General features: G+C 67.8%; 24 protein-coding genes. 12 read left to right on the top strand and 12 right to left on the bottom strand.

Annotated features, from left to right (window positions below; translation table 11 throughout):
- Positions 1-111: 111 nt before the first annotated feature.
- A complete protein-coding gene (locus tag AC1DF3_RS13485) occupies positions 112-420 on the top strand; it encodes a FitA-like ribbon-helix-helix domain-containing protein (protein WP_478139879.1) in 309 nt (102 codons plus the stop codon).
- 112 nt (positions 421-532) lie between these two features.
- Positions 533-1,003, top strand: coding sequence for a PIN domain-containing protein (locus AC1DF3_RS13480; RefSeq protein WP_478139878.1), 471 nt, complete (start codon positions 533-535; stop codon positions 1,001-1,003).
- Here the strand turns inward: AC1DF3_RS13480 and AC1DF3_RS13475 are convergent.
- Positions 1,000-1,617 carry an NAD(P)-dependent oxidoreductase gene (locus AC1DF3_RS13475; protein WP_301815076.1) on the bottom strand — a complete coding sequence of 206 codons (618 nt, stop codon included), beginning with the start codon at positions 1,615-1,617 and terminating at the stop codon, positions 1,000-1,002. The genes AC1DF3_RS13480 and AC1DF3_RS13475 overlap by 4 nt on opposite strands.
- Positions 1,618-1,714: 97 nt before the next feature.
- On the opposite strand from AC1DF3_RS13475, the gene AC1DF3_RS13470 reads away from it, so the two are divergent.
- Positions 1,715-2,674, top strand: a complete 960-nt coding sequence (locus AC1DF3_RS13470) for a LysR family transcriptional regulator (protein WP_478139877.1) — start codon at positions 1,715-1,717, stop codon at positions 2,672-2,674.
- Here the strand turns inward: AC1DF3_RS13470 and AC1DF3_RS13465 are convergent.
- The 4 genes from AC1DF3_RS13465 to dnaG form a co-directional block, all read right to left on the bottom strand.
- Complete coding sequence (locus AC1DF3_RS13465) at positions 2,619-3,746, bottom strand: HPP family protein (RefSeq protein WP_478139876.1); 1,128 nt, start codon at positions 3,744-3,746, stop codon at positions 2,619-2,621. The two genes, AC1DF3_RS13470 and AC1DF3_RS13465, sit on opposite strands and share 56 nt — an antisense overlap.
- 4 nt (positions 3,747-3,750) lie before the next feature.
- On the bottom strand, positions 3,751-4,989 hold the full coding sequence (locus AC1DF3_RS13460) for a multidrug effflux MFS transporter (RefSeq protein ID WP_478139875.1): 1,239 nt from the start codon (positions 4,987-4,989) through the stop codon (positions 3,751-3,753).
- Positions 4,990-5,078: 89 nt separating this feature from the next.
- Complete coding sequence (rpoD, locus tag AC1DF3_RS13455; RefSeq protein ID WP_286532598.1) at positions 5,079-7,388, bottom strand: RNA polymerase sigma factor RpoD; 2,310 nt, start codon at positions 7,386-7,388, stop codon at positions 5,079-5,081.
- Between the two features lie 299 nt (positions 7,389-7,687).
- Positions 7,688-9,646 carry a DNA primase gene (gene dnaG / locus AC1DF3_RS13450; protein WP_478139874.1) on the bottom strand — a complete coding sequence of 653 codons (1,959 nt, stop codon included), beginning with the start codon at positions 9,644-9,646 and terminating at the stop codon, positions 7,688-7,690.
- Between the two features lie 81 nt (positions 9,647-9,727).
- On the opposite strand from dnaG, the gene AC1DF3_RS13445 reads away from it, so the two are divergent.
- Positions 9,728-10,732, top strand: a complete 1,005-nt coding sequence (locus tag AC1DF3_RS13445; protein WP_286532602.1) for a YihY/virulence factor BrkB family protein — start codon at positions 9,728-9,730, stop codon at positions 10,730-10,732.
- A gap of 190 nt (positions 10,733-10,922) precedes the next feature.
- Here AC1DF3_RS13445 and AC1DF3_RS13440 read toward each other — a convergent pair whose 3' ends face one another.
- Positions 10,923-11,681, bottom strand: coding sequence for a 3-hydroxyacyl-CoA dehydrogenase (locus tag AC1DF3_RS13440; RefSeq protein ID WP_478139873.1), 759 nt, complete (start codon positions 11,679-11,681; stop codon positions 10,923-10,925).
- A 143-nt stretch (positions 11,682-11,824) separates the two neighbouring features.
- Positions 11,825-12,382: a phasin family protein gene (locus AC1DF3_RS13435; protein WP_286524543.1), complete on the bottom strand. Its 558-nt coding sequence runs from the start codon at positions 12,380-12,382 to the stop codon at positions 11,825-11,827.
- Positions 12,383-12,617: 235 nt separating this feature from the next.
- Between AC1DF3_RS13435 and AC1DF3_RS13430 the strand changes: the two genes are divergently transcribed.
- Positions 12,618-13,055: an acyl-CoA thioesterase gene (locus AC1DF3_RS13430; protein ID WP_286532606.1), complete on the top strand. Its 438-nt coding sequence runs from the start codon at positions 12,618-12,620 to the stop codon at positions 13,053-13,055.
- A 69-nt stretch (positions 13,056-13,124) separates the two neighbouring features.
- On the opposite strand, the gene AC1DF3_RS13425 is transcribed toward AC1DF3_RS13430, so the two are convergent.
- Both AC1DF3_RS13425 and AC1DF3_RS13420 read right to left on the bottom strand, forming a co-directional pair.
- Positions 13,125-13,526 (bottom strand): hypothetical protein, encoded by a 402-nt coding sequence (locus tag AC1DF3_RS13425; RefSeq protein WP_286532608.1) that lies wholly within the window; start codon positions 13,524-13,526, stop codon positions 13,125-13,127.
- Positions 13,527-13,564: 38 nt separating this feature from the next.
- A complete protein-coding gene (locus tag AC1DF3_RS13420) occupies positions 13,565-13,798 on the bottom strand; it encodes a CsbD family protein (protein WP_286524538.1) in 234 nt (77 codons plus the stop codon).
- A gap of 187 nt (positions 13,799-13,985) precedes the next feature.
- Here AC1DF3_RS13420 and pncB point away from each other — a divergent pair, with 187 nt between their 5' ends.
- Genes pncB through AC1DF3_RS13395 form a run of 5 tightly spaced genes read left to right on the top strand, consistent with a single transcriptional unit; the run spans position 13,986 to position 20,130 of the window.
- A complete protein-coding gene (gene pncB / locus AC1DF3_RS13415; protein WP_286507398.1) occupies positions 13,986-15,203 on the top strand; it encodes a nicotinate phosphoribosyltransferase in 1,218 nt (405 codons plus the stop codon).
- Positions 15,200-16,630: a sodium:proton antiporter gene (locus AC1DF3_RS13410; RefSeq protein ID WP_286532611.1), complete on the top strand. Its 1,431-nt coding sequence runs from the start codon at positions 15,200-15,202 to the stop codon at positions 16,628-16,630. The genes pncB and AC1DF3_RS13410 overlap by 4 nt, the downstream gene beginning before the upstream one ends.
- A gap of 2 nt (positions 16,631-16,632) precedes the next feature.
- Positions 16,633-17,619, top strand: a complete 987-nt coding sequence (locus AC1DF3_RS13405; protein ID WP_286532614.1) for a 2-hydroxyacid dehydrogenase — start codon at positions 16,633-16,635, stop codon at positions 17,617-17,619.
- A 4-nt stretch (positions 17,620-17,623) separates the two neighbouring features.
- Positions 17,624-18,958: a DNA recombination protein RmuC gene (locus AC1DF3_RS13400; protein WP_478139872.1), complete on the top strand. Its 1,335-nt coding sequence runs from the start codon at positions 17,624-17,626 to the stop codon at positions 18,956-18,958.
- On the top strand, positions 18,955-20,130 hold the full coding sequence (locus tag AC1DF3_RS13395) for an MFS transporter (RefSeq protein WP_286532616.1): 1,176 nt from the start codon (positions 18,955-18,957) through the stop codon (positions 20,128-20,130). The genes AC1DF3_RS13400 and AC1DF3_RS13395 overlap by 4 nt, the downstream gene beginning before the upstream one ends.
- Here the strand turns inward: AC1DF3_RS13395 and AC1DF3_RS13390 are convergent, their stop codons facing one another.
- From AC1DF3_RS13390 to earP, 3 genes are all read right to left on the bottom strand, one after another.
- Complete coding sequence (locus AC1DF3_RS13390) at positions 20,131-21,000, bottom strand: LOG family protein (protein ID WP_286532618.1); 870 nt, start codon at positions 20,998-21,000, stop codon at positions 20,131-20,133. It lies immediately after the preceding gene.
- 127 nt (positions 21,001-21,127) lie between these two features.
- On the bottom strand, positions 21,128-21,682 hold the full coding sequence (gene efp / locus AC1DF3_RS13385; RefSeq protein ID WP_286367245.1) for an elongation factor P: 555 nt from the start codon (positions 21,680-21,682) through the stop codon (positions 21,128-21,130).
- Positions 21,683-21,836: 154 nt separating this feature from the next.
- Positions 21,837-22,904, bottom strand: coding sequence for an elongation factor P maturation arginine rhamnosyltransferase EarP (earP, locus tag AC1DF3_RS13380; RefSeq protein WP_478139871.1), 1,068 nt, complete (start codon positions 22,902-22,904; stop codon positions 21,837-21,839).
- A gap of 49 nt (positions 22,905-22,953) precedes the next feature.
- On the opposite strand from earP, the gene AC1DF3_RS13375 reads away from it, so the two are divergent.
- Together AC1DF3_RS13375 and uvrC are read left to right on the top strand one after the other, a co-directional pair.
- Complete coding sequence (locus AC1DF3_RS13375) at positions 22,954-23,436, top strand: OsmC family protein (RefSeq protein ID WP_478139870.1); 483 nt, start codon at positions 22,954-22,956, stop codon at positions 23,434-23,436.
- A gap of 5 nt (positions 23,437-23,441) precedes the next feature.
- Entirely contained in the window at positions 23,442-25,409 is a 1,968-nt protein-coding gene (gene uvrC / locus AC1DF3_RS13370) for an excinuclease ABC subunit UvrC (RefSeq protein WP_286532627.1), read from the top strand.
- Positions 25,410-25,450: the final 41 nt, after the last annotated feature.

The raw sequence follows: 25,450 nt of genomic DNA, 5'->3' as shown, positions 1-25,450 counted from the left end.
GGGGCGGCAGTCTGACGGAGGCCTGCTCAGGCGCCATCCCTGGAACCGTGGCGAGTCGGTGCTAGCAATGAAAGCAATGACTACAATCGGATTCCACGGGAGGAACGCGCGATGGCAACCCTGACGATTCGCAATCTGGAGGATCCGCTCAAGAGCCGGTTGCGTCTGCGTGCGGCGGCCCGCAACCGGTCGATGGAAGAAGAGGCGCGTCAGATCCTGAGGGCCGCGCTGCAGGAGTCGCCGCAGCCGTCGCTGGATTTGAGCGCCCGCATTCGCTCTCGATTCGCGACCCTGGGCGATGTTCAATTGCCCATCGAGGCCAGGGCTCCGGTGCGCCCGCCGCCCGACTTCGGCGACGAGGCAGCCGCGTCCGCGCCGAGCAAACCAAAGTCCGCCCCTGCGCCCCGGAAACGACGATGAGCGGCCCGGCCGCTCAGAAGGCGAATGCCGCAGCGCTGCTGCGCAGCAGCTTTTCGGCGAGCCGGAGTCTCGCTCCAAAGAAGTCCAAAGCGCCGCTCTGCGAAAGCGCTCGATGAGCACGCTTCTCGACACCAACGTCCTGTCGGAACTCTTGCGGGCGACCCCCGACCCGGGCGTGCTGAGATGGTTCGAAGCCCAACCGGCCGACACCCTGTTCGTCAGTTCGATCACGCAGGCGGAAATGATGCTTGGGGCGCGACTGTTGCCTGCAGGCGAGCGGCGTGCGGCGCTCGAAACCGCTGTTCGGGCGATGTTCGACGAGGATTTTGGGGGGCGCATACTGCCGTTCGACCCCTCGGCAGCTTGGGTCTACGCCGATATCGTGAGCGCGCGGCGGGCTGCCGGTCGTCCCATCAGCCAGTTCGACGCTCAGATCGCCGCGATCGCGAAGCACCATGGTGTCCAGTTGGCGACCCGGAACGTCACCGATTTCGAGGGCTGCGGGCTCCTGGTCGTCGATCCATGGAAGTCGACATCCGGGGTCGGCAGCCGCTTGAAAATGCCGACCCGTCCGCCCCTCTAGTACCCCACCGTGAAACGCTGACGCGGATGCTTCGGGGACTCGATCTCGTCGGCCATCGCGATCGCGTAGTCCTCCATCGAGATCCAACTCTTGCCGCCGGCGTCGCTCAGCAAGCTGTCGCCGCCGACGCGGAACTTGCCCGTGCGCTGGCCCGGCTCGAAGATCGCCGAGGGCGACAAGAAGGTCCAGTCAATGTCCTTCTCCGCGCGCAGCGCGGCCAGCATCGCGCCGCCGGCGGCGGCCTCGGCCTTGTAGGCGTCGGGGAAGCCGGGCGCGTCGATCAGCGCCGCGCCGGGCGCGACCTCGAGACTGCCCGCGCCACCGACCACCAGCAGCCGCGGCACGCCGGCCTGCCGGGCGGCGGCGATCAGGGTCGCGGCGTCCGTGCCGCCCGCGAAACGGGTCGCGCTCACGAGCACGTCATGGCCGCGCAAGAGCGGCACCAGGGCGTCGAGCGCTTTCGCGTCGGCGGCGTGGAGGCTCAGTCCGGGGCGGGCGTCGACGCCGTCGACATGGCGGGCGACGCCGGTCACGCTGTGGCCGCGCGCCAGCAGTTCGTCGGCGATGCGGGAGCCGGCGCGGCCGGTGATCCCGAGAAGGGCGATCTTGCTCATGGGTGTTCCTTGGGTGGTGTTGCCCGTATCGTATGTTTCTCTATCCGATCGAAAAACCGCGTAGCATGCAATGGTTTGTTGCTTGATTCGATCGAATATGGACCGCATCGTCGCCGCCGAGGTTTTCGTCCGCATCGCCGAGCGCGGCAGCATGACCGCGGCCGCCGAGACGCTCGACATGTCGCGCGCCATGGTGACGCGCTATCTTGCGCAGATGGAGCAGTGGGCCGGCGCCCGGCTGCTGCATCGCACGACCCGGCGCCTCAGCCTCACCGAGGCCGGAGAAGAAACACTGGCGCGCTGCCGCCGCATGCTCGAGGTCGCGGCCGAGATGGCGACTGCCGCCAGCGCCTGCGCGGAAGAACCGCGCGGCCTGCTGCGGGTGGCCTGCGCGCAGTCGCTGGCCCAGGACGTGCTCGCCTCGGCGGTGGCCGACTACCTGCGCCGCCATCCCCGGGTGGCGATCGACCTGCACATCGACGCCCGGCCGGTGAACCTGATCGAGGAACGCATCGACCTCGCGATCCGCATCACCAACGATCTCGATCCGAACCTGATCGCCCGGCCGTTGGGCCGGTGCGACTCGGTGGTCTGCGCCTCGCCGGCCTACCTGGCGGCCCACGGCGTGCCGGCCAGCGTGCAGGACCTGGCAGGGCACAACTGCCTGACGTATTCCTACTTCGGCAAGAGCCTGTGGCAGTTCGAGCAGGGCGCCGAGCGCATCGCGGTGCCGGTCAGCGGCAACCTGAGCGCCAACGAATCGCAGGTGCTGCTGGCCGCGGCCATCGAGGGCGCCGGCATCGCGATGCAGCCGGCCTACTCGGCCCGCGGGCCGATCGCCCAGGGCCGGCTGGTGGCGCTGCTGCCCGACTTCGAGCCGCAGGGCCTGGGCGTCTATGGTGTCTACGCGTCGCGGCGCCAGATGCCGGCGTCGCTGCGGACGCTGCTCGATTTCCTGGTGGCGCGCTTCGCCGAGCCGGCCCACTGGCCGCCCGGCGGGCTCAGTTCTCCGGCCCGACCGCGCGGTAGAGCGCGCGCACGAAATCCGACTGCGTGATCATCCCGGCCAGGCGGCGCTCGGCGTCGATGATCGGGATGTGGTGGTGGCCGCCTTCGGAGAACAGCGGCACCAGTTCGGCCAACGGCCGGTCCTCGCTGGCCACGCGCACCTGGCGCGTCATGATCTGGCCCACCACCTCGGGCTTGTTCGACATCACGCTGCGGGTCGCGCGGATGAAGTGGCGCAGCCGGCCGCCGATGCCCTCGTGGTGCTCCAGGTCGATCTGGCGGAAGAAGTCGGCCTGGGTGACGATGCCGACCACCCGGCGCGTCCGGTCGGTCACCGGCAGCGCCTTGATGCGGCGCTCGTGCATCAGGGTCCAGGCGTCCTGCAGGGGCATGCCGAACTCGGCCACCACCGGGTCGCGCGACATGATGTCGGCGCAGCGCACGGTGCCGAGCCGCCGGTGCCAGGATTCCAACTCGGTCTGCCGGATCAGCGATTCGAGGTCGTCGCGGCTGATGTCCAGCACCTGGTTGTAGCGCGCCAGCACGGCGTCGATGTCGGCCGACATGGCGCCCGCATCGGCCCCGGGCGGGCGCGGCGGCGCCAACTGCAGGTGCGGATAGCGGCGTCCCGTCAAGCTGTTGTAGACCACGCCGGCCAGCACCAGCAGCAGCGAATCGGCGAACACCGGCAGGAAGGCGAAAGGCAGCTCGCCGGTGTGGGTCAGCACGGCCAGCAGCGCCACCGCGCCGCCCGGCGGATGCAGGCAGCGCATGGCGAACATCAGCCCGATCGCCAGGGCGGTCGCCAGCGCGCCGGTCCAGACGGCGTCGGGCAGCCAATGGGCGCAGGCAACGCCGACCAGGGCCGCGAGCGTGTTGCCGCCGATCACCGGCCAGGGCTGGGCCAGCGGGCTGGCCGGCAAGGCGAACACCAGCACCGCGCTGGCGCCGAGCGGGGCGATCAGCCAGCCGCTGCCGCCGGCCACCCATTCGCAGGCGAGGCCGGTGAACAGCAGGCCGATCGCAGCCCCCACGACCGCGCGCAGCCGTTCGCGCCCGTCGACGACGGTGGGCCCGGGCAGCCAGGCGCGGGCGAAGCTTCGCAGATCGAACGACCGCATCGCTTCAGGCCGCCTCGCCGGCGACCCGCCGACCGATCTCGGGCCAGCGCCCGTGCAGCCAGACCCAGGCCACCAGCCCGACGCCCAGCATCAGCAGCGAGGTGGCGGCCAGTGCCAGCGTGGAGTGCATCACCAGCGGCGCGACCACGCCGGCGACGATGCCGTTGGCGGTCGAGCCGATGACCGCCTGCAGCGACGAGGCCATGCCGCGGCGGTCCGGGTGCAGGTCGAGCACCAGCAGGGTCACGACCGGCACCATCAGTGCCCAGCCGAAGGCGAACACCGCCAGCGGCCACAGCGCCCAGGCGGCATGCGGGGTGAAGAGGGCGTTGGCGGCCACGTTCAGGATCGAGGTCGCCAGCATGATCACGAAGCCGTCGCGGATCTGCCGCTTCGGCGCCACCTTGCCGGCCATCCGGCCGCTGGCCCAGGCGCCGCTCATGATGCCGCCGATGGTCAGGATGAAGAACCAGAAGAACTGGGTCGGCGCCAGCGCCAGGTGCTCGCCGAGGAAGGCGGGCGCGGCCAGCACGTAGAGGAACATGCCGTTGAAGGGCACGCCGCTGGCCAGCGCCAGCAGCAGGAAGCGCGGGTCGGAGCAGAGGTCCCAGTAGCCGCGCATGAGATGCCGCACCTCGAAGGGCTGGCGATGGTCCTTGTGCAGCGTCTCTGGCAGCAGCTTGAAGTTGGCGACCCACAGCACCACGCCGACGCCGACCAGGAACCAGAAGATCGCGTGCCAGCCCAGGTGCACGAACAGGAAGCCGCCGACGATCGGCGCGATCGCCGGCGCGATGCCGAAGTAGATCGTCACCTGCGACATCACCTTCTGCGCCTCTGCCGGCGGGAACATGTCGCGGATCACCGCCCGCGAGACCACGATGCCGGCGCCGGTCGACAGGCCCTGCAGGGCGCGGAACAGCACCAGTTGCCCGATGGTCTGCGACAGCGCACAGCCCAGCGATGCGACCGTGAACACCGCCAGCCCCCACAGCACCACCGGCCGGCGGCCGAAGCTGTCCGACAGCGCGCCGTGGAACAGGTTCATGAAGGCGAAGCCGAACAGGTAGGCCGACAGCGTCTGCTGCATCTCGGCGGGCGTGGCGCCGATCGAGCGCGCGATGCCCGAGAAAGCCGGGATGTAGGTGTCGATCGAGAACGGACCCAGCATGCCCAGCACCGCCAGCAGCACGGCCAGCGCCCAGCGCGGCGCGCGCCAGAGTTTGTCGGCTTCGGGGTTCATGGGCGGCGGCTCCGGTGGATTCTTGGTGTTCTTGGAAAAAAGAAGGGCGCCCGAGGGCGCCTTCTTGTCGTCTGCTTGCGAGTGCGCGCTTACAGAGTGTCGATGAAGCTGCGCAGCTTGTCCGAACGGCTCGGGTGCTTGAGCTTGCGCAGCGCCTTGGCCTCGATCTGGCGGATGCGCTCGCGCGTCACGTCGAACTGCTTGCCGACTTCTTCCAGCGTGTGGTCGGTCGACATCTCGATGCCGAAGCGCATGCGCAGCACCTTGGCTTCGCGCGGCGTCAGGCTGTCGAGGATGTCCTTGACCACGTCGCGCAGGCCGGCCTGCATCGCGGCCTCGATCGGCGCCGTGTTGCTGCTGTCCTCGATGAAGTCGCCCAGGTGCGAATCGTCGTCGTCGCCGATGGGGGTTTCCATCGAGATCGGCTCCTTGGCGATCTTCATGATCTTGCGGATCTTGTCTTCCGGGATCTCCATCTTGGCGGCCAGGATGCTGGCGTCGGGCTCGAAGCCGAACTCCTGCAGATGCTGCCGGCTGATGCGGTTCATCTTGTTGATGGTCTCGATCATGTGGACCGGGATGCGGATGGTGCGSGCCTGGTCGGCGATCGAGCGGGTGATCGCCTGGCGGATCCACCACGTCGCGTAGGTCGAGAACTTGTAGCCGCGGCGGTATTCGAACTTGTCGACCGCCTTCATCAGGCCGATGTTGCCTTCCTGGATCAGGTCCAGGAACTGCAGGCCGCGGTTGGTGTACTTCTTGGCGATCGAGATCACGAGGCGCAGGTTGGCCTCGATCATTTCCTTCTTGGCATCGCGCGAAGACGATTCGCCTTCGTTCATGCGCTTGTTGATGTCCTTCAGCTGCGTCAGCGGCACCACCACGCGCGACTGGATGTCGGTCAGGCGCTGCTGCAGTTCCTGCACCGGCGGGATGTTGCGCGCCAGCACGGCGCTCCAGGGCTTGCCGGCGGCGGCCTGCTTCTCGACCCACTTGAGGTTGAGCAGGTTGGAGGCGACGCGGTTGCCGTTCTTGTCGTAGCCGCTGAAGTCGCGGATGAACTCTTCCTGAGGGAAGCCGCACTTGTCGACGATGATGCGGCGCAGCTCGCGCTCCTTCTTGCGGACGTCGTCGACCTGGGTGCGCACCAGGTCGCACAGCTTCTCGATCGTGCGGGCCGTGAAGCGGATCGTCATCAGCTCTTCGGACAGGGCGTGCTGCGCCTTCTCGTAGGCCGGCGTGCCGTAGCCTTCCTTGTCGTAGATCTTGTGGACCTTCTCGAACAGCACGGCGATGCGGTCGAAGCGCTCGAGCGCGTCGCGCTTGAGTTCCTCGAGCTTCTTGGTCAGCGCCTTGGAGCCGCCCTTGCCGTCGTCGTCGTCTTCCTCGTCGAATTCGTCGAAGTCTTCCTCGGCCACGTAGTCGTCGGCCTCGTTGGGGTTCGAGAAGCCGTCGACGATGGTCGAGATGACGACCTTGCCGTCACGGATTTCCTGGCCCAGGCGCAGGATCTCGGCGATCGTGGCGGGGGAGGCCGAGATGGCTTCCATCATCGCCATCAGGCCGCCTTCGATGCGCTTGGCGATCTCGATTTCGCCTTCGCGCGTGAGCAGCTCGACCGTGCCCATCTCGCGCATGTACATGCGCACCGGGTCGGTGGTGCGGCCGAATTCGCTGTCGACGGTCGACAGGGCGGCTTCGGCTTCTTCTTCGGCTTCCTCGACCGTGGTGGCGGTCGGGGCGGTGTTGTTCAGCAGCAGGGTCTCGGCGTCGGGGGTCTGCTCGTAGACGGCCACGCCCATGTCGTTGAGCATCGTGACCACGACTTCCATGGTCTCGGCGTCGACCAGCTTGTCGGGCAGGTGGTCGGAGATTTCGCCGTGCGTCAGGTAGCCGCGGGTCTTGCCCAGCGTGATCAGGGTCTTCAGGCGCGAACGGCGCTTGGCCAGGTCTTCTTCGGACAGCACGGTCTCGTCGAGGCCGAATTCCTTCATCAAGGCCCGTTCCTTGGCCTTGCTGATCTTCATGCGCAGCGGCTTGACCTTTTCTTCGGTCGTGGTCGCTGCCGGCTCCTCGCCGGCCAGGTCGTCCTCGATGTCGGACAGATCGATGTCGCTGCCCGCCGATTCATTGCCGGCCTTCGGCTTGCGGCCGCGCTTGGCGCCGGTGGTGGTGCCGGCGGCCTTGGGCGGACGGCCCACCTTCTTGGCGGCGGGCTTTTCGATGGTGGGATCGGCGGAGAGAGTCGTTTTGGTGGGCACGGTTTTCACTTTCGTTGCTGCTGACGCCTTGGAGGCGACGGCACCCGTCTTGGTTGCCTGCAGCGCGGCGGTCTTCGACGGTTTTTCTGCAGCGGGCTTCTTRGCAGCGGACACGGCAGGCTTCTTTGAACTGGGCATACGACCTCGTACAACAAGATGGACCAAGCGGAATCACACGCGCCTCGAAACCCGGCGCAGGCAGGAGCACAAACACTGAGGCTGGGGGAACGCGAGCCCCCCGGCAGCCGTCAAAAGGCAAGATGTCGGGCGAACATTTGGTGTGCAGTCCTTGCGGTGTATTGACCCTTTTCCCGTCGGGAAGTGCATTGCGCTTGGGGTCGGCCCGGAGGTGCTGCTGTCGCTCTTGCCTATTTTTGCTTCAACCAGACGCCTCGAGCGTCTGGCTAAGCCTTACATTATAGCGCGCTGCCAGTTTTTCAAGCACTGTTTGTGCTCGGCCTGAGGCGATTTCGCAACTCCAGCCGGCGCGCTTCGAGCGCCTTGTAGCGTTCCAGCGCCCGCGGATCGCTGCCGACCGCCGCGATCGCCTCGCTTTGCTGGGCTTTGAGCAGGTCGTCCAGCATGTAGTCGAGCACGTTGCGCAGTTCGCGGGCCGCATCGGCCGCCTGCTCGCCCTCGGCATCGCCGATCGGACCGCCGTCCGGGCCGGTCATGACCCGCACCGCCAGCGCTTCGAAGCTCAGGCCGCGCAGGCCCTCGCGCAGCGCCGCCCAGGGCTGGATCCCATGCTCGTGCCCCTGGCTGTCGAGCCAGGCGAACAGCTGGCCGTGCTCGCCGGGCAGGTCGCAGAGCAGGGCGTGCAGCTCGTGCGACAGGGCTTCCCATTCGGCCGGATTCGACAGCACCAGCCGCGCCGCCACGTCGGCCCGGCTGGTCGGCAGCCGGCGGCCGCCCGGGGGTGGGCGGGGAGGTGGCGGCTGGCGGAACGACTTGAAGCGCTTTTTCTCGGAACCGCCGCGCGCCTGTTCGTCGAACCACTGGTCCCGGCTGGCCCAGTCCTCCTCGGTCATTTCGGATGCGACCGGCGCGCTGGCCCGCGAAGGCGCCGGTGCGGGCGGGCGCGGCGCCGCCGGCGTCCAGAGCTCGGCCAGCTCCTGGGTGCCGAGCTGCGCGAGGGCGGCGATCTCGGCCAGCAGCTGGCGCTTGAGTGCGCCTTCGGGCAGGGCGCTCCAGAGCGGGCGGGCATTGCTGGCCATGTGGGCGCGGCCTTCGGCGGTCGACAGTTCGCAGCCTTCGCGGGCCGCCTCGATCAGGAAGCGGCTCAGCGGCGTGGCTTCGGACACGAAGCGGGCGAAGGCGTCGGCGCCGAACTCGCGGATGAAGCTGTCGGGGTCGTGCTCGGCCGGCAGGAACAGGAACTTGATGCTGCGCACGTCGGTGGCGTAGCTCAGGGCGCCGTCGAGCGCCTTGCGGGCCGCCCGCCGGCCGGCGGCGTCGCCGTCGAAGCTGAAGACCACCGATTCGGTGAAGCGGAACAGCTTCTGCACGTGCTCGGGCGTGCAGGCGGTGCCGAGGGTCGCGACCGCGTTCGGGAAGCCCAGCTGCGCCAGCGCCACGACGTCCATGTAGCCCTCCGTGACCAGCGCGTAGCCGCGGTCGCGGAAGGCCGCCCGGGCTTCGTAGAGCCCGTAGAGCTCGCGGCCCTTGCTGAACACCGGGGTCTCGGGCGAGTTCAGGTACTTGGGCTTCTCGTCGCCCAGCACCCGGCCGCCAAACCCGATGCATTCGCCCTTGACGTTGCGGATCGGGAACATCACGCGGTCGCGGAAGCGGTCGTAGCGCTTGGCTTCGCCGCCTTCCTCGGCCTCGCCGACGATCACCAGGCCGCTCTCGGCCAGCAGCGGGTCGTCGTAGTCGGGGAAGACGCTGGCCAGCGAGCGCCAGCCGGCCGGGGCGTAGCCGATGCCGAACTGCTTCGCGACCTCGCCCGAGACGCCGCGGCCCTTGAGGTAGTCGATCGCACCGGGCGATTGCCGCAGCTGCTTGCGGTAGGCCTCGCCGGCCTTCTCGAGCACCTCCGACAAAGTGGCCTGCTTCTGCCGCTGGCCGGCGGCGCGGGCCCGTTCCTCGGGCGAGGCGTCGTCCTCGGGCACCTGCAGGCCGTACTGGCCGGCCAGGTCGTGCACCGCCTCGACGAAGCCCATGCCGGCATGCTCCATCAGGAAGCCGATCGCGTTGCCGTGCACGCCGCAGCCGAAGCAGTGATAGAACTGCTTGGTCGGGCTGACCGAGAAGGACGGGGATTTTTCGCCGTGGAAGGGGCACAGGCCCATGAAATTGGCGCCGGCCTTCTTGAGCTGGACATAGCGTCCGACGATTTCCACCACGTCCGCGCGTGCGATCAGTTCCTGGATGAAAGAAGCGGGGATGGTCATGTAGGCTCGGAACTCCAAATGATACGCAAGCCGTCAGGCCCGCGCCGGGCCCACGAACCGCCGATGGCCCGAAAGCACCGAATGATCCGCCGTTCCCTCACCCACCCGATCGGCCCCGTGCTGCGCCACCCCCTGCGTTTCATCTGGCAGGCGCTCAAGAGCTTCAAGGCCAACCAGGGCCTGCTGCTCGCGGGCGCGGTGGCCTACTACGCGCTGCTGTCGATCGTGCCGCTCCTGATCGTCAGCGTCATCGCGCTGTCGCATTTCGTCGACCAGGCGGCGCTGCTGAGTGCGGTCGGGCGCTACCTGGCCTGGCTGCTGCCCGGCCAGTCGCAGGCGATCGTCGGTGAACTGTCGAACTTCCTGACCCATGCGGAGGTGCTCGGCCCGGTGCTGCTGGTGACGATGATCTTCTTCAGTTCGCTGGCCTTCACGGTGCTGGAGGGCGCGATGGCGGTGATCTTCCACCACCGCAAGGCCGAGCATTCGCGGCACTTCCTGATCTCGGTGGTCATGCCCTACATCTACATCCTGTGCCTGTGCGTGGGCCTGATGCTGGTGACCCTTGTGACGGGCGCGCTGCAGGTGATCGGCGAGGAAAGCGTCGAGCTGCTCGGCTACAGCTGGTCGCTGTCGGGCGTCTCGGGCGTGCTGCTCTACCTGCTCGGGCTGGGCGGCGAGATCTTCATGCTGACCTCGCTCTACCTGGTGATGCCGGTCGGCCGGCTGCGCCTGCGGCATGCCTTGATCGGCGGCGTGACCGCCGCCTTGCTGTGGGAGGTCACGCGCCGGGTGCTGGTGTTCTATTTCGCCACCCTGTCGCAGGTCAACGTCGTCTACGGCTCGCTCACCACCGCGATCGTGGTGCTGCTGAGCCTGGAGATCGCCGCCACGCTGGTGCTGTTCGGCGCCCAGGTGATCGCCCAGTTCGAGCGCCTGGAGCGCACCGGCAGCCTGAAGCCCGACGAGGCTGCTGATGGTGCCCTCGGCGGCCAGCCACCGGACGAGAGGGGCCACCCAGGCCGGCGCCGGGCCGCCCCAAGGCGGCCTGCGGCCCCCTCGGGGGGCAGCGACTACACGAAGTGAGGGAGCGTGGGGGCCACCCAGGCCGGCGCCGGGCCGCCCCCAGGCGGCCTGCGGCCCCCTCGGGGGGCAGCGACTACACGAAGTGAGGGAGCGTGGGGGCCAGTCAGACCGGCGCCGGGCCGCCCCAAGGCGGCCTGCGGCCCCCTCGGGGGGCAGCGACTACACGAAGTGAGGGAGCGTGGGGGTCAGTTCAGCGGGGCGCCAAGCGGATCGCGCCGTCGAGGCGGATCACCTCGCCGTTGAGCATGTCGTTCTCGATGATGTGCTTCGCCAGCTTGGCGTAGTCCTCGGGCGTGCCCAGGCGCGAGGGGAAGGGCACGCTGGCGGCCAGGGCGTCCTGCACCTCCTGCGGCATGCCGAACAGCATCGGCGTGCCGAAGATGCCGGGGGCGATCGTCATGTTGCGGATGCCGCTGCGCGCCAGGTCGCGGGCGATCGGCAGGGTCATGCCGACCACGCCGCCCTTCGAGGCGCTGTAGGCGGCCTGGCCGATCTGGCCGTCGTAGGCCGCCACCGAGGCGGTCGAGATCAGCACGCCGCGCTCGCCGGTGGCCTCGGGCTCGTTCTTCGCCATCGCGTCGGCCGCCAGTCGGATCATGTTGAAGCTGCCGATCAGGTTGACCGTGACCGTCTTGCTGAACACCGCCAGCGCGTGCGGGCCGTTCTTGCCGACGGTCTTCTCGGCCGGCGCGATGCCGGCGCAGTTGACCAGGCCGACGAGCTTGCCGAACTGCAGCGCGGCTGCCACCGCGGCCTGGCCGTCGGCCTCCTGGCTGACATCGCACTTGACGAAGACGCCGCCGATGTCCTTGGCGACCGCTTCGCCCTTGTCGGCCTGCATGTCGGCCACGACCACCTTGCCGCCGTTCGCTGCCAGCATCCGCGCCGTGCCTTCGCCCAGGCCCGAAGCGCCACCCGTCACGATAAAAACCTTGCCGTTGATTTGCATGCCGATCTCCAAATGGTGTGGCGGACATTATCGAAGACCCGATCGGCCATAAAAAAAGGCCCCGTCCGGAGACGGGGCCCTGAATTGGATCCCGAAGGACCCAAGGAGACAATCGCGGCCCGTTCGCAGCGGGCCTGAAATGCTTAGCGCTTGCGCGTGGCGGTCTGGGCGGTGCTCTTGGCGGCGTTCACGGCGGTGGTCTGCACGGCCTGGAAGTTGGCTTCGGCGACGTCCGAGGCTTGCTTGACAGCCTTTTGCACCGATTCGAAGGCGTTGTTGGCGGCAGCCACGGCGCTCTTCATGACGGCGACGGCGGTTTCCGAGCCGGCCGGGGCGTTCTTGGCGGCGCTGTCGACCAGGCCGACGAAGGCTTGCTGGGCTTCAGCGGCCTTGACTTCGAAAGCCTTGGTGAACTCGGCGCTGGTGCCTTGGGCGATGTCGTACAGGTGACGGCTGTAGGCAGCGGTCTTTTCGGCCAGGGGCTGGAACAGGCTGGCTTGCAGCGTCAGCAGCTCTTGCGCATCCTTGACGCTCAGCAGGGCCTGGCTGGTGCCGGCGGCTTCGGTCAGGGCGGCCTTGGAAGCGGTCACATTGAGTTCGACCAGCTTTTCGACGCCTTCGAAGGCCTTGGTGGTCAGGCCGAACAGGGTTTCCAGGTTGGCTTTTTGCGAAGAGATGATTTGGTCGGCGGTGAGGGCCATGTTGGTGCTCCAGTTGAATTGAAAATGTTGATTCACGCTTGAGCTGCCCCTTCACTTATGTTGCGGTGCAGCATGGCCTCAAGTATAGGCAGCCACGCGTTCTGGACAAGGGTTTTTTATTGCGCTGCAGCAATTTAGAACGTGTTTTCTAAAACTTGTCCATGGGAATGTTCCGAAGGCGTTGCATTCCATTTCCGCCAGGATCGCCGAGACGGCGCTGGCAGAATGCCGCGCCATGAGCGCTGTTCGACCGACCCCTCAATCCCGCAGCGGCTATCGCTGCTTTCGGCGCATCCAGACGCGCTGGGCCGACAACGACATGTACGGCCACGTCAACAACGTCGTCTACTACGCCTGGTTCGACACGGCGGTGAATACGCTGCTGATCGAGCGCGGGGCGCTCGACATCCACCAGGGTGCGACGATCGGCTTCGTGGTCGAGACCCAGTGCCACTATTTCGCCCCGCTGGCTTTCCCCCAGACCGTCGAGGCCGGCATCCGGGTGGCGCATGCCGGCAGTTCCAGCGTGCGCTACGAGATCGCCCTGTTCGCCGAAGGTGCCGAGACGGCCGCGGCGCAGGGGCATTTCGTCCACGTGTATGTCGACCGCGAAACTCAGCGGCCGGTGAAGCTGCCGGCCGCCCTGCGAGCCGTAGTGGACGAACTCAAATAGCGAAACCCCCTGCCAGTGCTCCCGGCAGGGGGTGGGTGGCGACCAAAGATCAGCCAGCCCGGAGGCGCATTACATCTTCATGGCCTTGATCTCGGCCTTGCCCTTGGCTTCATCGGCCTTGGCCTGCTTCTCGCAAGCGCTCTTGGCATCGCTCTTCAGGTCGTCGCACTTTTCCTTGGCGACTTCGTAGTTGGCCTTGACCTTTTCTTCGGCCACGTTGCGGGCGTGCGCCGGGCTCGGCTTGTACTGCTGTTCGAGTTCGGCCTTGGCGACGTTTTCATGTCCCTTGGCTTCCTTCTCGCAGACGTCCTTGGCGTTGTCCTTCAGGGTGTCGCACTGGGCCTTGGCGACCTTGTAGTCGGCCTCGATCTTTTCCTTGGCGACCTTGTATTCGTCCTGCGTCATCGCGCTGGCCTGGCCGGCGACGAAACAGGTGGACGCGATCGCAAGCATGAGCAGATGTTTTTTCATTTCGATTCTCCAGAGTTGTGATGGGGTGGGGTGGGACGTCAGACGCGTTCCATCCAGATCGCGGCGGGGGTGCGGCCATCGCGGCGTTCCCAGTCGGCGACCTGCTTTTCGGCTTCATCGCGGCTGATGCCGTGACGCTCCTGGATGCGACCGAGCAACTGGTCGCGCTTGCCGGCGATGACGTCGAAATCGTCGTCGGTCAGCTTGCCCCATTGCTCCTTGATCTTGCCCTTGAACTGCTTCCAGTTGCCTTCGACGGTGTCTTTGTTCATGACGTATCTCCTTCAGCTTCAGATGGTTGCTCGCCGGTCGCATCGCTTGCTGGCCGACGTGGAGACACTGTCGCGTGGGGCCGCCGTCGCCCCGGTAGGACGCCCGGGGAAGGGGCCGTAGGCACTTGCCGACGCCGCCCGTGATAATCGAACGCACACCGAAATCCGGAGACCAGCGCGCCGCACCATGATCATTCACAGCCTGCTCGATACCGACCTCTACAAGTTCACGATGATGCAGGTGGTCCTGCACCATTTCCCGGGCGCGCGGGTCGAGTACCGTTTCAAGTGCCGCAACCCCGGCATCGACCTGGCGCGCTTCGCCGTCCAGATCCGCGAAGAGGTGCGGCATCTCTGCTCGCTGCAGTTCCGCGAACCCGAACTGAGCTACCTGCGCTCGATGCGCTTCATCAAGAGCGACTTCGTCGACTTCCTCGGGCTGTTCAGGCTCAACGAGAAGTACATCGACATCGTTCCCCAGCCCTCGGGCGAGCTCGAGATCAGCATCAAGGGGCCGTGGCTGCACACCATCCTGTTCGAGATTCCCGTGCTGGCGATCGTCAACGAGGTGTACTTCCGCAATACCCAGCCCCAGCCCGACCTGGCCGAGGGCCGGCGCCGGCTCGAGACCAAGATCGCCCAGCTCCAGGACGACCGGCTGGCCGACCTCAAGATCGCCGACTACGGCACCCGCCGGCGCTTCTCGAAGGACTGGCACGAAGAGGTGCTGCGCACGCTGGTCAGCCGGCTCGGCGCGGTCACGGCGCCGGCGCCGCTGCACGCGATGTCGAAGCTGCCGCAGCTCGCTGGCACCAGCAACGTGCTGTACGCCATGAAGCTCGGCCTGATTCCGCTCGGCACCATGGCGCACGAATACCTGCAGGCCTGCCAGGCGCTCGGCCCCCGGCTGCGCGACAGCCAGGTCTTCGGCTTCGAATCGTGGGCCCGGGAATACCGCGGCGACCTCGGCATCGCGCTGTCGGACGTCTACGGCATGAGCGCCTTCCTGCGCGACTTCGACCTCTATTTCTGCAAGCTCTTCGACGGTGCGCGCCACGACAGCGGTGACCCATTCCAGTGGGGCGAGCGGATGCTGGCCCACTACCTCGCGAGCCGGGTCGACCCCCTGACCAAGACCCTGATCTTCAGCGACGGCCTCACGGTGCCCAAGACCATCGAGCTGTACCAGCAGTTCCGCGGCCGCTGCCAGCTGGCCTTCGGCATCGGCACCAACCTGACCAACGACCTCGGCTACGAGCCGCTGCAGATCGTCATCAAGATGATCCGCTGCAACGACCAGCCGGTGGCCAAGCTCTCCGACACGCCGTCCAAGAACATGTGCGAGGACGAACGCTACCTGGCCTACCTGCGGCAGGTCTTCGAGATCGAGCAGCCCGCGGCATGAGGGCGCCGATCCGCTGCGGCCGCTGGCTGCGAATCGGGGTGGCCGGTGCGTCGACCCTGGCGTTTCCGGCGCTTGCCGCCGCCGCCGAGTTCGACGGCGGCAGCCTGTCGCCGCTGTGGGGCCTGCCCTTCGCCGGCATCCTGTTGTCGATCGCGCTGCTGCCGCTGCTGGCGCCCTCGTTCTGGCACCACCACTACGGCAAGGTGTCGGCCGCCTGGTCGCTGGCCTTCCTGCTGCCCTTCGGGCTGATCTACGGCGCCCCCCAGGCCGGGGCCCAGCTGGTCCATGCGCTGGTGGCCGAATACATCCCGTTCATCATCCTGCTCACGGCCCTGTTCGCGGTCGCCGGCGGCATCCATATCCGCGGCAACCTGCGCGGCTCGGCCGGCCTGAACACCGCGATCCTCGCGATCGGGGCGGTGCTCGCCAGCCTGATGGGCACCACCGGCGCCTCGATGCTGCTGATCCGGCCGCTGATCCGTGCCAACGACGACCGCAAGCACAAGGTGCACGTGGTCGTGTTCTTCATCTTCATCGTGTCGAACGTCGGCGGGTCGCTGACGCCGCTGGGCGATCCGCCGCTGTTCCTCGGCTTCCTCAAGGGCGTCGATTTCTTCTGGACCGCGAAGAACATCTTTCCCGACACGCTGTTCGTGGTCGGCGCGCTGCTGGCCCTGTTCTATGCGCTCGACCGCTGGTACTTCCGCCACGAAGGCGTCACGCCCTTCGACCCGACCCCCGACACCGGCGGCATCGGCTTCGACGGCGCCGTCAACTTCTGGCTGCTGGGCGGCGTGCTCTTCCTGGTGCTGCTGAGCGGCGTCTGGAAGTCGCCGCTGGGCTTCGACATCCACGGCACCTGGGTCGGCCTGCCGGGCCTGGTGCGCGACGTCGGGCTGGTGGCGCTGACCTTGCTGTCGCTCAAGCTCACCGCGCCCAAGGTCCATGCCGACAACCAGTTCGGCTGGGGCCCGATGGCCGAGGTGGCCAAGCTGTTCGCGGGCATCTTCCTGACCATCGTGCCGGTGATCGCGATGCTGAAGGCCGGCCTCCATGGCCCGTTCGGCGCCATCGTCTCGGCCGTCACCCGGCCCGACGGCCAACCCGACCCGGCGATGTACTTCTGGGCCACCGGCATCCTGAGCTCGTTCCTCGACAATGCGCCGACCTACCTGGTGTTCTTCAACACCGCGGGCGGCGACCCGCAGGCGCTGATGACCACCTATGCGACGACACTGGCGGCGATCTCGGCCGGTGCCGTGTTCATGGGCGCCAACACCTACATCGGCAACGCGCCCAACCTGATGGTCAAGGCCATCGCGGAGAGCCGCGGCGTGCGCATGCCGAGCTTCTTCGGCTACATGCTGTGGTCGGGCGCGATCCTGATCCCGCTGTTCATCCTCACCACCTTCATCTTCTTCCGCTGACCATGACCCAAGCCAAAGTCCTCGTCGCCCGTTCGATCTTCCCCGAGACCATCGCCCGGCTCCAGGCCCACTTCGACGTCGAGGCCAACCAGGCCGACGACGACTGGAGCGCGGCCCAGCTGATCGAGAAGCTGCAGGGCAAGCAGGGCGTCTTCACCACCGGCAGCGAGCGCATCGACGGCGCGCTGCTCGCGGCCTGCCCCGACCTGAAGATCTGCGCCAACATGGCCGTGGGCTACAACAACTTCGACCTCGACGCCATGACCGCGCGCGGCGTGCTGGGCACCAATGCGCCCGACGTGCTGACCGAGACCACGGCCGACTTCGGCTTCGCGCTGCTGATGGCCACGGCGCGGCGGATTGCCGAAAGCGAGCATTTCCTGCGCGCAGGCCAGTGGAAGAAGTGGCGCTACGACATGTTCTCGGGCTCCGACATCCATGGCTCCACGCTCGGCATCATCGGCATGGGACGCATCGGGCAGGGCATCGCGAAGCGCGGTGCGCTCGGCTTCGGCATGAAGGTGATCTATCACAACCGTTCGCGGCTCGATGCCGCGCTCGAAGCCGAGTGCAAGGCCAGCTACGTCGGCAAGGAAGAGCTCCTCAAGACTGCTGACCACGTCGTCCTGGTGGTGCCCTACACGCCGGCTTCCCACCACACCATCGGCGCCGCCGAACTGGCGCTGATGAAGCCGACCGCGACCTTGGTCAACATCGCGCGCGGCGGCATCGTCGACGACGCCGCGCTGGCCGTTGCGCTGCGCGAGCGCCGCATCGCCGCCGCCGGCCTCGACGTCTTCGAGGGCGAACCCAAGGTGCACCCCGACCTGCTGACCGTTCCCAATGTGGTGCTGACGCCCCACATCGCGAGCGCCACCGTGCCGACCCGCCGGGCCATGGCCGATCTCGCGGTCGACAACCTGATCGGCTTCCTGGTCGACGGCAAGCCGGTGACGCCGCTGAACCCCGCGGTGCTGGGGGCACGCTGAGCCCGTGACCGAGACCTGGATCCTGCTGGCCCTCGCGGCCTTGAATATCGTCCTCCTGCTGTGGCTGCTGCTGCGGCCCGCACCGCCTTCCGACCATTCGGCGCTTCTGGCCAGCAACGAGCGCATCGAGCGCGAACTGCGCCATGAGATCGGCGAATCGTCGCGCGGCGCGCGCCAGGAAAGCGCGCAGGCCTTCGCCACCTTCCAGCGCGCCTTGCTGCACCAGGGGGCGGAGTCCACGCGCACCCAGAACGCCCAGATCGACGCCTTCGCGCAGCAGCTCGCGCTGTTGCAGAAGACGCTGGCCGACACCCTCAACACCCAGCTCCAGGGGCTGTCCGAGTCCAACGCCCGCCGGCTCGCCGAGGTGCGCGCGACGATGGAAACCCAGCTCGCGCAGCTGCAGCAGAGCAACACCGCCAAGCTCGACGAGATGCGCCAGACCGTCGACGAGAAGCTGCAGAGCACGCTCGAGGCGCGGCTCGGCGAGAGCTTCAAGCAGGTGGCCGAGCGGCTCGAGCAGGTGCACAAGGGGCTGGGCGAGATGCAGTTGCTGGCGGTGGGCGTTGGCAGCCTCCAGCGGGTGCTGACCAACGTCAAGACCCGCGGCGTGTTCGGCGAAGTGCAGCTCGAGGCGCTGCTCGAGCAGGTGCTGACGGCCGAGCAGTTCGCCCGCCAGGTCGAGACCAAGCCGCGCAGCGGCCAGCGGGTCGATTTCGCGGTCCGCTTCCCGGGCCGCGGCGGCGACGGCGCGCCGGTCTGGCTGCCGATCGACGCCAAGTTTCCGCGCGACGACTACGAGCGCCTGATCGACGCCCACGAGCGGGCCGACGCAGCGGCCGCCGAGCTGGCCGCCAAGGCGCTCGAGGCGCGCATCCGCAGCGAGGCCAAGTCGATCGCCGACAACTACCTGGCGGCGCCGCACACCACCGATTTCGCGATCCTGTTCCTGCCGGTCGAGAGCCTCTACGCCGAGGTGCTGCGCCGGCCGGGCCTGATGGATGCCATCCAGCGCCAGCATCGCGTGACGCTGGCCGGCCCGACCACGCTGCTGGCCATGCTCAACAGCCTGCACATGGGCTTTCGCACGCTGGCGCTGGAGCACCAGGCGTCCGAGGTCTGGAAGGTGCTGGGCGCGGTCAAGACCGAATTCGAGCGCTACGGCGAATGGGTGGCGCGCATCAAGGAGCAGGTGGCCAAGGCCTCCGACACGCTCGACAAGGCCGACACCCGGGCCCGGCAGATGCGGCTGGCGCTGCGCAAGGTCGAGGCGCTGCCCGAGGCGCAGACCCAGGCCTTGCTGCCGCAGGCCGACGACGAGGACGCCGCCGCCCCGTGAACCCTGGATTGCTTCGCCTGATCCTGGCGCAGGTCTGCCTGCATGCCGCGATGACGGGCACCCGGCTGGCGGCCCCGCTGCTGGCCTTGCGCGACGGCTACAGTCCGGCGGCCGTCGGGATGCTGCTGGCGCTGTTCGCGCTGACCCAGGTGTTCCTGGCGCTGCCCGCCGGCCGCTTCGCCGACCGGCACGGGCTGCGGCTGCCGCTCACGATCGCAGTCGTGGCGGCGACCACGGGTGCGGCGCTGGCCGGGGCTTTCCCGGTGTTCCCGGTGCTCTGCGTGGCCGCTCTGCTGACGGGCGGCGCGACCGGCATCGCCGTGATCGCGCTGCAGCGCCATGTCGGCCGCGCGGCCACCAACCCGACCCAGCTCAAGCAGGTGTTCAGCTGGCTGGCGATCGCGCCGGCCGCGGCCAACTTCGTCGGCCCCTTCGCCACCGGGCTGCTGATCGACCACGCCGGCCCGGTGCCCGGAGACATGATCGGTTTTCGCGTGGCCTTCGCGCTGCTGGCGCTGCTGCCCATCGCCTGCTGGCTGCTGGCGCGCGGCACCGTCGAGTTGCCGCACATCAGCCTGCCGGCCGGCGCGCCCAGGCCGCGCGCCTGGGACCTGCTGGCCCAGCCGATGTTCAGGCGGCTGCTGTTCGTCAACTGGATGCAGTCGGCCGCCTGGGATGTCCATACCTTCGTGCTGCCGCTGCTCGGTCACGAGCGCGGCCTGAGCGCGTCGATGATCGGATCGATCCTCGGCGCCTTCGCGGTCGCGGCGGCCGCCATCCGCGTCGTGCTGCCGCTGGTCGCATCGCGTTTCAGCGAGCGCAGCGTGATCGCGGCATCGAACGTGGTCACGGCGCTGGTCTTCGCGGTCTATCCGCTGATGACCAGCGCGCTCGGCATGGGCGCCTGCTCGGTGGTGCTCGGCATCGCCCTCGGCGCCGTGCAGCCGATGGTGATGAGCATGCTGCACCAGATCACGCCGCATGCGCGCCACGGCGAGGCGCTCGGCCTGCGCGTGATGACGCTCAACGCCTCGAGCGTGGCGATGCCGATGCTGTTCGGCGCCGCCGGCGCGCTGATCGGCGTCGCCGGCGTGTTCTGGATCGTCGGCGGCGTGGTGGCCGCGGGCACTCGCTCGGTGTGGGGCCTGCAGGTGCCGCCGCGCGGCGAGTAGCTACAGCTTGTAGAAGGTCTTGATGTAGTTCCAGGCGTCCTGGGGCGCGTCGACGTACTCGATCAGCTTCACGTCGTTGGGCGAGATCACGCCTTCCTCGGCCAGGAACTCGAAGTTGATGAGCTGCTTCCAGTAGTCCGAGCCGAACAGCACGATCGGCACCGGCTTGGCCTTCTTGGTCTGCACCAGCGTGATGACCTCGAACAGCTCGTCGAGCGTGCCGAAGCCGCCCGGGAAGGCCACCAGCGCCTTCGCCCGCATCATGAAATGCATCTTGCGGATCGCGAAGTAGTGGAACTTGAAGCTCAGCGCCGGCGTCACGTAGGGATTGGCTTCTTCTTCCATCGGCAGCGCGATCGCCAGCCCGACCGACAGACCGCCGCCCTCGTAGGCGCCGCGGTTGGCGGCCTGCATGATGCCGGGCCCGCCGCCGGTGCAGACGAAGAGCTTGTCCTGCGGTTCACGGTCGTTGCTGTACTGCGCCACCAGCTTGCCGAAGGCGCGCGCCTTCTCGTAGTAGTGCGAGCTGCGCGCCAGCTTGCGCCAGCGGTCTGCGGCCACGCTGTCGCCGGCGGCCTCGGCCTGGGCGATCAGCGCGCCCGATTCCTCCTCGCTGCGGAAGCGCGCGCTGCCGAACACCACCACCGTGTTCTCGATGCCGTGGGCGCGCATCTCGAGGTCGGGTTTCATGAGTTCGAGCTGCATGCGCAGGCCGCGGGTTTCGCGCCGCAGCAGGAATTCCGGGTCGGCGAAGGCCAGCCGCGAAGGATCGGTGTGCAGCGGCAGTCCCTTGTCCGAATGGGCCTGCAGGGTGGCCCAGGCGTCGGCGAGCCGCTTGTCGTGAAGGTCGTGAGTGCTGTGGTTGTCCATGGTCGTGCGGGGGAAGGCGGATTCTGGATTGTGCGCGTTGCAGGTTTCGGGCCCGTTGCGGCCGCGCATCAGGGACCGGGACGCAAAAAAGGCTCCCGCGGGAGCCTTTTTGCAGGGTGGCGGTCGGTCAGACGCGCTTGCGGTATTCGCCGGTGCGGGTGTCGATTTCGATCTTGTCGCCCTGGGCGACGAACAGCGGCACGCCGATCTCGAAGCCGGTCGAGATCTTGGCCGGCTTCATGACCTTGCCCGAGGTGTCGCCCTTGACGGCCGGCTCGGTCCAGGTGATTTCGCGCTCGACGCTGGTCGGCAGTTCGACCGAGATCGCCTTGCCGTCGTAGAACACCACTTCGACCGGCATGCCGTCTTCGAGGTAGTTGAGCGAGTCGCCCATGTTCTCGGCTTCGACTTCGTACTGGTTGTACTCGGTGTCCATGCAGACGTACATCGGGTCGGCGAAGTAGGAGTAGGTGCACTCCTTCTTGTCGAGCACGATCTGGTCGATCTTGTCGTCGGCCTTGAACACCACTTCGGTGTTGAAGTTGGCGATCAGGCTCTTGAGCTTCATGCGCACGGTGGCGGAATTGCGGCCGCCACGGCTGTATTCGGTCTTCAGGACGACCATCGGGTCCTTGCCATGCATGATCACGTTGCCAGCGCGGATTTCTTGAGCGATTTTCATAATCAGGGTCTCTGGATGTTGGCCGCTCGTGCACTGTAGGGCTCGGCCCTCTGGCGCATTCACCGCGGCGGGTTCAGCGGAAGCTTCGATCGGCGTTCGGTCCAGGGGACACCTGGGTCGGGAGCGCTGTCGGAATTCCGCAAAGCCCGCAATTTTAGCTTTTTTGGGCGACGAATCGCCGAAGTCGGGTCAAAAGGTCGTCCTGCGCGAGCAACCGGGCGCGCGCCGCCTCTGTGGTTTCGGCCCAGGACGCCAAGGTGGCGGGGTCCAGGAGAGGCAGGTCGCCGTCCTGGATGCCGCTCCACAGGTGATGAAAGCCGCGCAGCGTCGGCGGCGCCTGCAGCCAGTCCAGGAAGGCGTCCAGTTTCTCGTGGTGGGCGTCGTCGTCCTGCGGATAGATCTGCCAGACGAAGGGGGCGCCGGCCCAGAGCGCACGCACCAGCGAATCCTCGCCGCGCACGAAGTTCAGGTCGCAGGCCCACAGCAGGTGGTCGAACTCCGGCTGGGGCAGGGTGGGCAGCCAGCTGATGGCGAGGGCGCCGCGCCGGGGCGGGCCGGGCGGCAAGGCGGCAGCGGCGCGCCCGGCGGTGACCAGCAGGCGGGTCGGCTCGGCCGCATGCTCGAATTGCGCCAGCAGCGCCTCGAGGGCCGGCGGTTCGTAGCAGAACAGCGAGACCACCCGCTCGCCCTGCCAGTCGATGCCCTGGCGCCGGAACCAGGCGGCGCGGTCGAAGCGGGCGCGTCGCGCCATGAGGTCCGGCCCGCGCAGCAGCCCGCCCGTGCGCTCGGTGAACCCCGGGTAGAAAAAATACTTGGTCAGGCCCGCGCCGGGGGCCCGGAACACGGGGGAGGGCAGGCCGTGCAGGCGTTCGACGTAGGGCTCTGCGGACAGGTATTCGAGGTTGATCCAGTGGCGGCGGGCGCCCTCATGGCCCGCATGCTCGGCGAAGCGGGCAATGACCTCGGGGGCGGGATCGCAGCCGAAGGCCTCGATCAGCACGTCCGGCGCCGCCTCCGAAGCGGCCCGCGCCGCGTGGGTCGGGGTCCAGGGAACGACCGTGACGCCATCGCAGCCGCCGGGTGCCATCCAGGCCAGCGCCGACGGGTCGTCGATCCAAAGGCGGACGATGTCGTCCGGACCGGCCAGCGATGTGGCCAGCCGCCAGCAGACGCCTACGTCGCCATGGTTGTCGATCACCTTGCAGAAAATGTCCCAGCGCATCGCGGGATACTCTACAGCCCTCCACCCGAAGACACCGGAGACAGCCCCCATGTCACAACACTCGGCCGACATCCTCTGGCAGCGCGGCGACCAGGATTTTCTCGGCAACCGCTACAGCCGCCGCCACGCCATCCGTTTCGACGGCGGTGCCGAATGGCTGGGCTCGTCCTCGCCGCACGTGGTGCCCGTGCCGCTGTCGGACGCCGCCGCGGTCGATCCCGAAGAAGCCTTCGTCGCCTCGCTGTCGAGCTGCCACATGCTGTGGTTCCTGTCGATCGCGGCCTCGCGCGGCTTCTGCGTCGAGCGCTACGCCGATCACGCCAGCGGCAAGATGGGCCGCAATGCCGAAGGCAAGATCGCGATGACCGTCGTCACCTTGCGTCCCGAGGTGCAGTTCTCGGGCCAGAGCCAGCCGTCGACGGAACAACACGAGGCGATGCACCACTCGGCACATGACCAGTGCTTCATCGCCAACTCGGTCAAGACGGACGTGCGCTGCGAGCCGGTGATCGCGGCCTCCTCGCAACTCTGAGAACGATGCCTGAGACCCCTTCCGTCCATTCCGACCAACTGCTCAGCGAAGTGGCGGCCCTGCCGCAGCTGCCGGGCGTCTACCGCTACTTCGACGCCCAGGGCGGCGTGCTCTACGTCGGCAAGGCGCGCAACCTCAAGAAGCGGGTCGCGAACTATTTCCAGAAGAGCCACGGCGGCACGCGCATCGGCCACATGATCTCGAAGATCGCCCGCATGGAGACCACCGTGGTGCGCTCCGAGGCCGAGGCGCTGCTGCTCGAGAACAACCTCATCAAGTCGCTCAAGCCGCGCTACAACATTCTTTTTCGCGACGACAAGAGCTACCCTTATCTCAAGATCGCGTCGCACGAGTTCCCCAGGCTGGCCTACTACCGGGGCTCGGTCGATCGCAAGCACCGCTATTTCGGCCCGTACCCCAGCGCATGGGCGGTGAAAGAATCGATCCAGCTGCTGCAGAAGGTCTTCAAGCTGCGCACCTGCGAAGACACGGTCTACGCCAACCGCGCCCGGCCGTGCCTGCTCTACCAGATCAAGCGCTGCACCGCGCCCTGCGTCGGCCACATCACGCCCGAGGCCTATGCCCAGGACGTGGCCAACGCCGAGGCCTTCCTGATGGGCGACACGCAGGCCGTCCTGACCCAGCTCGAGGCGCGCATGATGGCGCATGCCGAGAAGCTCGAGTTCGAGCAGGCGGCCGAGCTGCGCAACCAGATGTCGGCCCTGTCGCGCGTGCTGCACCAGCAGTCGATCGAGATCGCTTCCGACAAGGACGTCGACATCCTGGCGGTCAAGGTGCAGGGCGGCAAGGCCTGCGTGAACCTCGCCATGGTGCGGGGCGGGCGGCATCTGGGCGACCGGGCCTACTTCCCGGTGCATGTCGAGGATGCCGCGCAGATGCAGCACGCCGAGGGCGAGGGCGACGACGGCCCGCCGCCGCCGGCCGACGCGGTCGAGGTGCAGGTGCTCGAGGCCTTCATCGCCCAGCACTACATCGACGTCCCGGTGCCGGCCACGCTGGTGCTCAGCGAGCTCGTCAGCCGCGAGCTGATCGAGGCCGTGTCGCAGCAGTCGGGCACCCGTGTCACGGCGGTCTTCCAGCCGCGCGAGCAGCGCCGCCATTGGCTCGAGATGGCGACCAAGAACGCCGGGCTGCAACTGGCCCGCCTGCTGGCCGAAGAAGGCTCGCAGCAGGCCCGCACGCGGGCGCTGGTCGATGCGCTCGAACTGGCGCCCGACGACCTCGACAATTTCCGCGTCGAGTGCTTCGACATCTCGCACACCGCTGGCGAGGCGACCCAGGCCTCGTGCGTGGTGTTCGAGCACCACGCCATGCAGAACCGCGAATACCGGCGCTACAACATCGAAGGCATCACGCCGGGCGACGACTACGCCGCGATGCGCCAGGTGCTGCACCGGCGCTACGGCAAGCTGGCCGAGGCGATGGCGGCCGAGACCGAGGCGCCGCCGGCCGGCGATGCCGCGGGCGTCGGCACCGACGCCAAGCCGGGCACGCGGACCGCGCGGATGCCGGAGCTGGTGCTGGTCGATGGCGGCAAGGGCCAGGTGTCGATGGCGCGCGAGGTGTTCAGCGAGCTGGGCCTGCCGCTGTCGCTGATCGTCGGCGTCGAGAAGGGCGAGGGCCGCAAGGTCGGCCTCGAGGAACTGGTGTTCGCCGATGGCCGCGAGAAGGTCTACCTGGGCCGCGACTCCGCGGCGCTGATGCTGGTGGCGCAGATCCGCGACGAGGCGCATCGCTTCGCCATCACCGGCATGCGCGCCAAGCGCGCCAAGGTGCGGGTCGGCGGCAGCCAGCTCGAGGACATCCCGGGCATCGGCCCGAAGCGGCGCGCGCGCCTGCTGCAGCGCTTCGGCGGCATCCGCGGCGTGGCGGCGGCGAGCGTGGAGGACATCGCGTCGGTCGATGGCATCGCCTTCGACCTGGCCGAAGAGATCTACCGCGCTTTGCACTAGGCCTGCGGCCCCCTTGGGGAGCGTGGGGGCGATCCAGGCCG

It is taken from the genome of Variovorax sp. 10N432 (genome assembly GCF_056394465.1).
This window is presented reverse-complemented; position numbering and strand designations above follow the sequence as displayed.

Excerpts from the sequence above, each read along its gene's own strand:
- AC1DF3_RS13440 (WP_478139873.1), bottom strand. The coding sequence starts at position 11,681 with ATGCAAATCAACGGCAAGGTTTTTATCGTGACGGGTGGCGCTTCGGGC.
- AC1DF3_RS13430 (WP_286532606.1), top strand. The coding sequence starts at position 12,618 with ATGAGCGCTGTTCGACCGACCCCTCAATCCCGCAGCGGCTATCGCTGC.
- uvrC (WP_286532627.1), top strand. The coding sequence starts at position 23,442 with ATGCCTGAGACCCCTTCCGTCCATTCCGACCAACTGCTCAGCGAAGTG.
- AC1DF3_RS13420 (WP_286524538.1), bottom strand. The coding sequence starts at position 13,798 with ATGAACAAAGACACCGTCGAAGGCAACTGGAAGCAGTTCAAGGGCAAG.
- AC1DF3_RS13460 (WP_478139875.1), bottom strand. The coding sequence starts at position 4,989 with ATGAACCCCGAAGCCGACAAACTCTGGCGCGCGCCGCGCTGGGCGCTG.
- efp (WP_286367245.1), bottom strand. The coding sequence starts at position 21,682 with ATGAAAATCGCTCAAGAAATCCGCGCTGGCAACGTGATCATGCATGGC.
- AC1DF3_RS13485 (WP_478139879.1), top strand. The coding sequence starts at position 112 with ATGGCAACCCTGACGATTCGCAATCTGGAGGATCCGCTCAAGAGCCGG.
- dnaG (WP_478139874.1), bottom strand. The coding sequence starts at position 9,646 with ATGACCATCCCCGCTTCTTTCATCCAGGAACTGATCGCACGCGCGGAC.
- AC1DF3_RS13435 (WP_286524543.1), bottom strand. The coding sequence starts at position 12,382 with ATGGCCCTCACCGCCGACCAAATCATCTCTTCGCAAAAAGCCAACCTG.
- AC1DF3_RS13465 (WP_478139876.1), bottom strand. The coding sequence starts at position 3,746 with ATGCGGTCGTTCGATCTGCGAAGCTTCGCCCGCGCCTGGCTGCCCGGG.
- AC1DF3_RS13405 (WP_286532614.1), top strand. The coding sequence starts at position 16,633 with ATGACCCAAGCCAAAGTCCTCGTCGCCCGTTCGATCTTCCCCGAGACC.
- AC1DF3_RS13410 (WP_286532611.1), top strand. The coding sequence starts at position 15,200 with ATGAGGGCGCCGATCCGCTGCGGCCGCTGGCTGCGAATCGGGGTGGCC.
- AC1DF3_RS13390 (WP_286532618.1), bottom strand. The coding sequence starts at position 21,000 with ATGGACAACCACAGCACTCACGACCTTCACGACAAGCGGCTCGCCGAC.
- AC1DF3_RS13475 (WP_301815076.1), bottom strand. The coding sequence starts at position 1,617 with ATGAGCAAGATCGCCCTTCTCGGGATCACCGGCCGCGCCGGCTCCCGC.
- AC1DF3_RS13445 (WP_286532602.1), top strand. The coding sequence starts at position 9,728 with ATGATCCGCCGTTCCCTCACCCACCCGATCGGCCCCGTGCTGCGCCAC.
- AC1DF3_RS13375 (WP_478139870.1), top strand. The coding sequence starts at position 22,954 with ATGTCACAACACTCGGCCGACATCCTCTGGCAGCGCGGCGACCAGGAT.
- AC1DF3_RS13480 (WP_478139878.1), top strand. The coding sequence starts at position 533 with ATGAGCACGCTTCTCGACACCAACGTCCTGTCGGAACTCTTGCGGGCG.
- pncB (WP_286507398.1), top strand. The coding sequence starts at position 13,986 with ATGATCATTCACAGCCTGCTCGATACCGACCTCTACAAGTTCACGATG.
- AC1DF3_RS13470 (WP_478139877.1), top strand. The coding sequence starts at position 1,715 with ATGGACCGCATCGTCGCCGCCGAGGTTTTCGTCCGCATCGCCGAGCGC.
- earP (WP_478139871.1), bottom strand. The coding sequence starts at position 22,904 with ATGCGCTGGGACATTTTCTGCAAGGTGATCGACAACCATGGCGACGTA.
- AC1DF3_RS13425 (WP_286532608.1), bottom strand. The coding sequence starts at position 13,526 with ATGAAAAAACATCTGCTCATGCTTGCGATCGCGTCCACCTGTTTCGTC.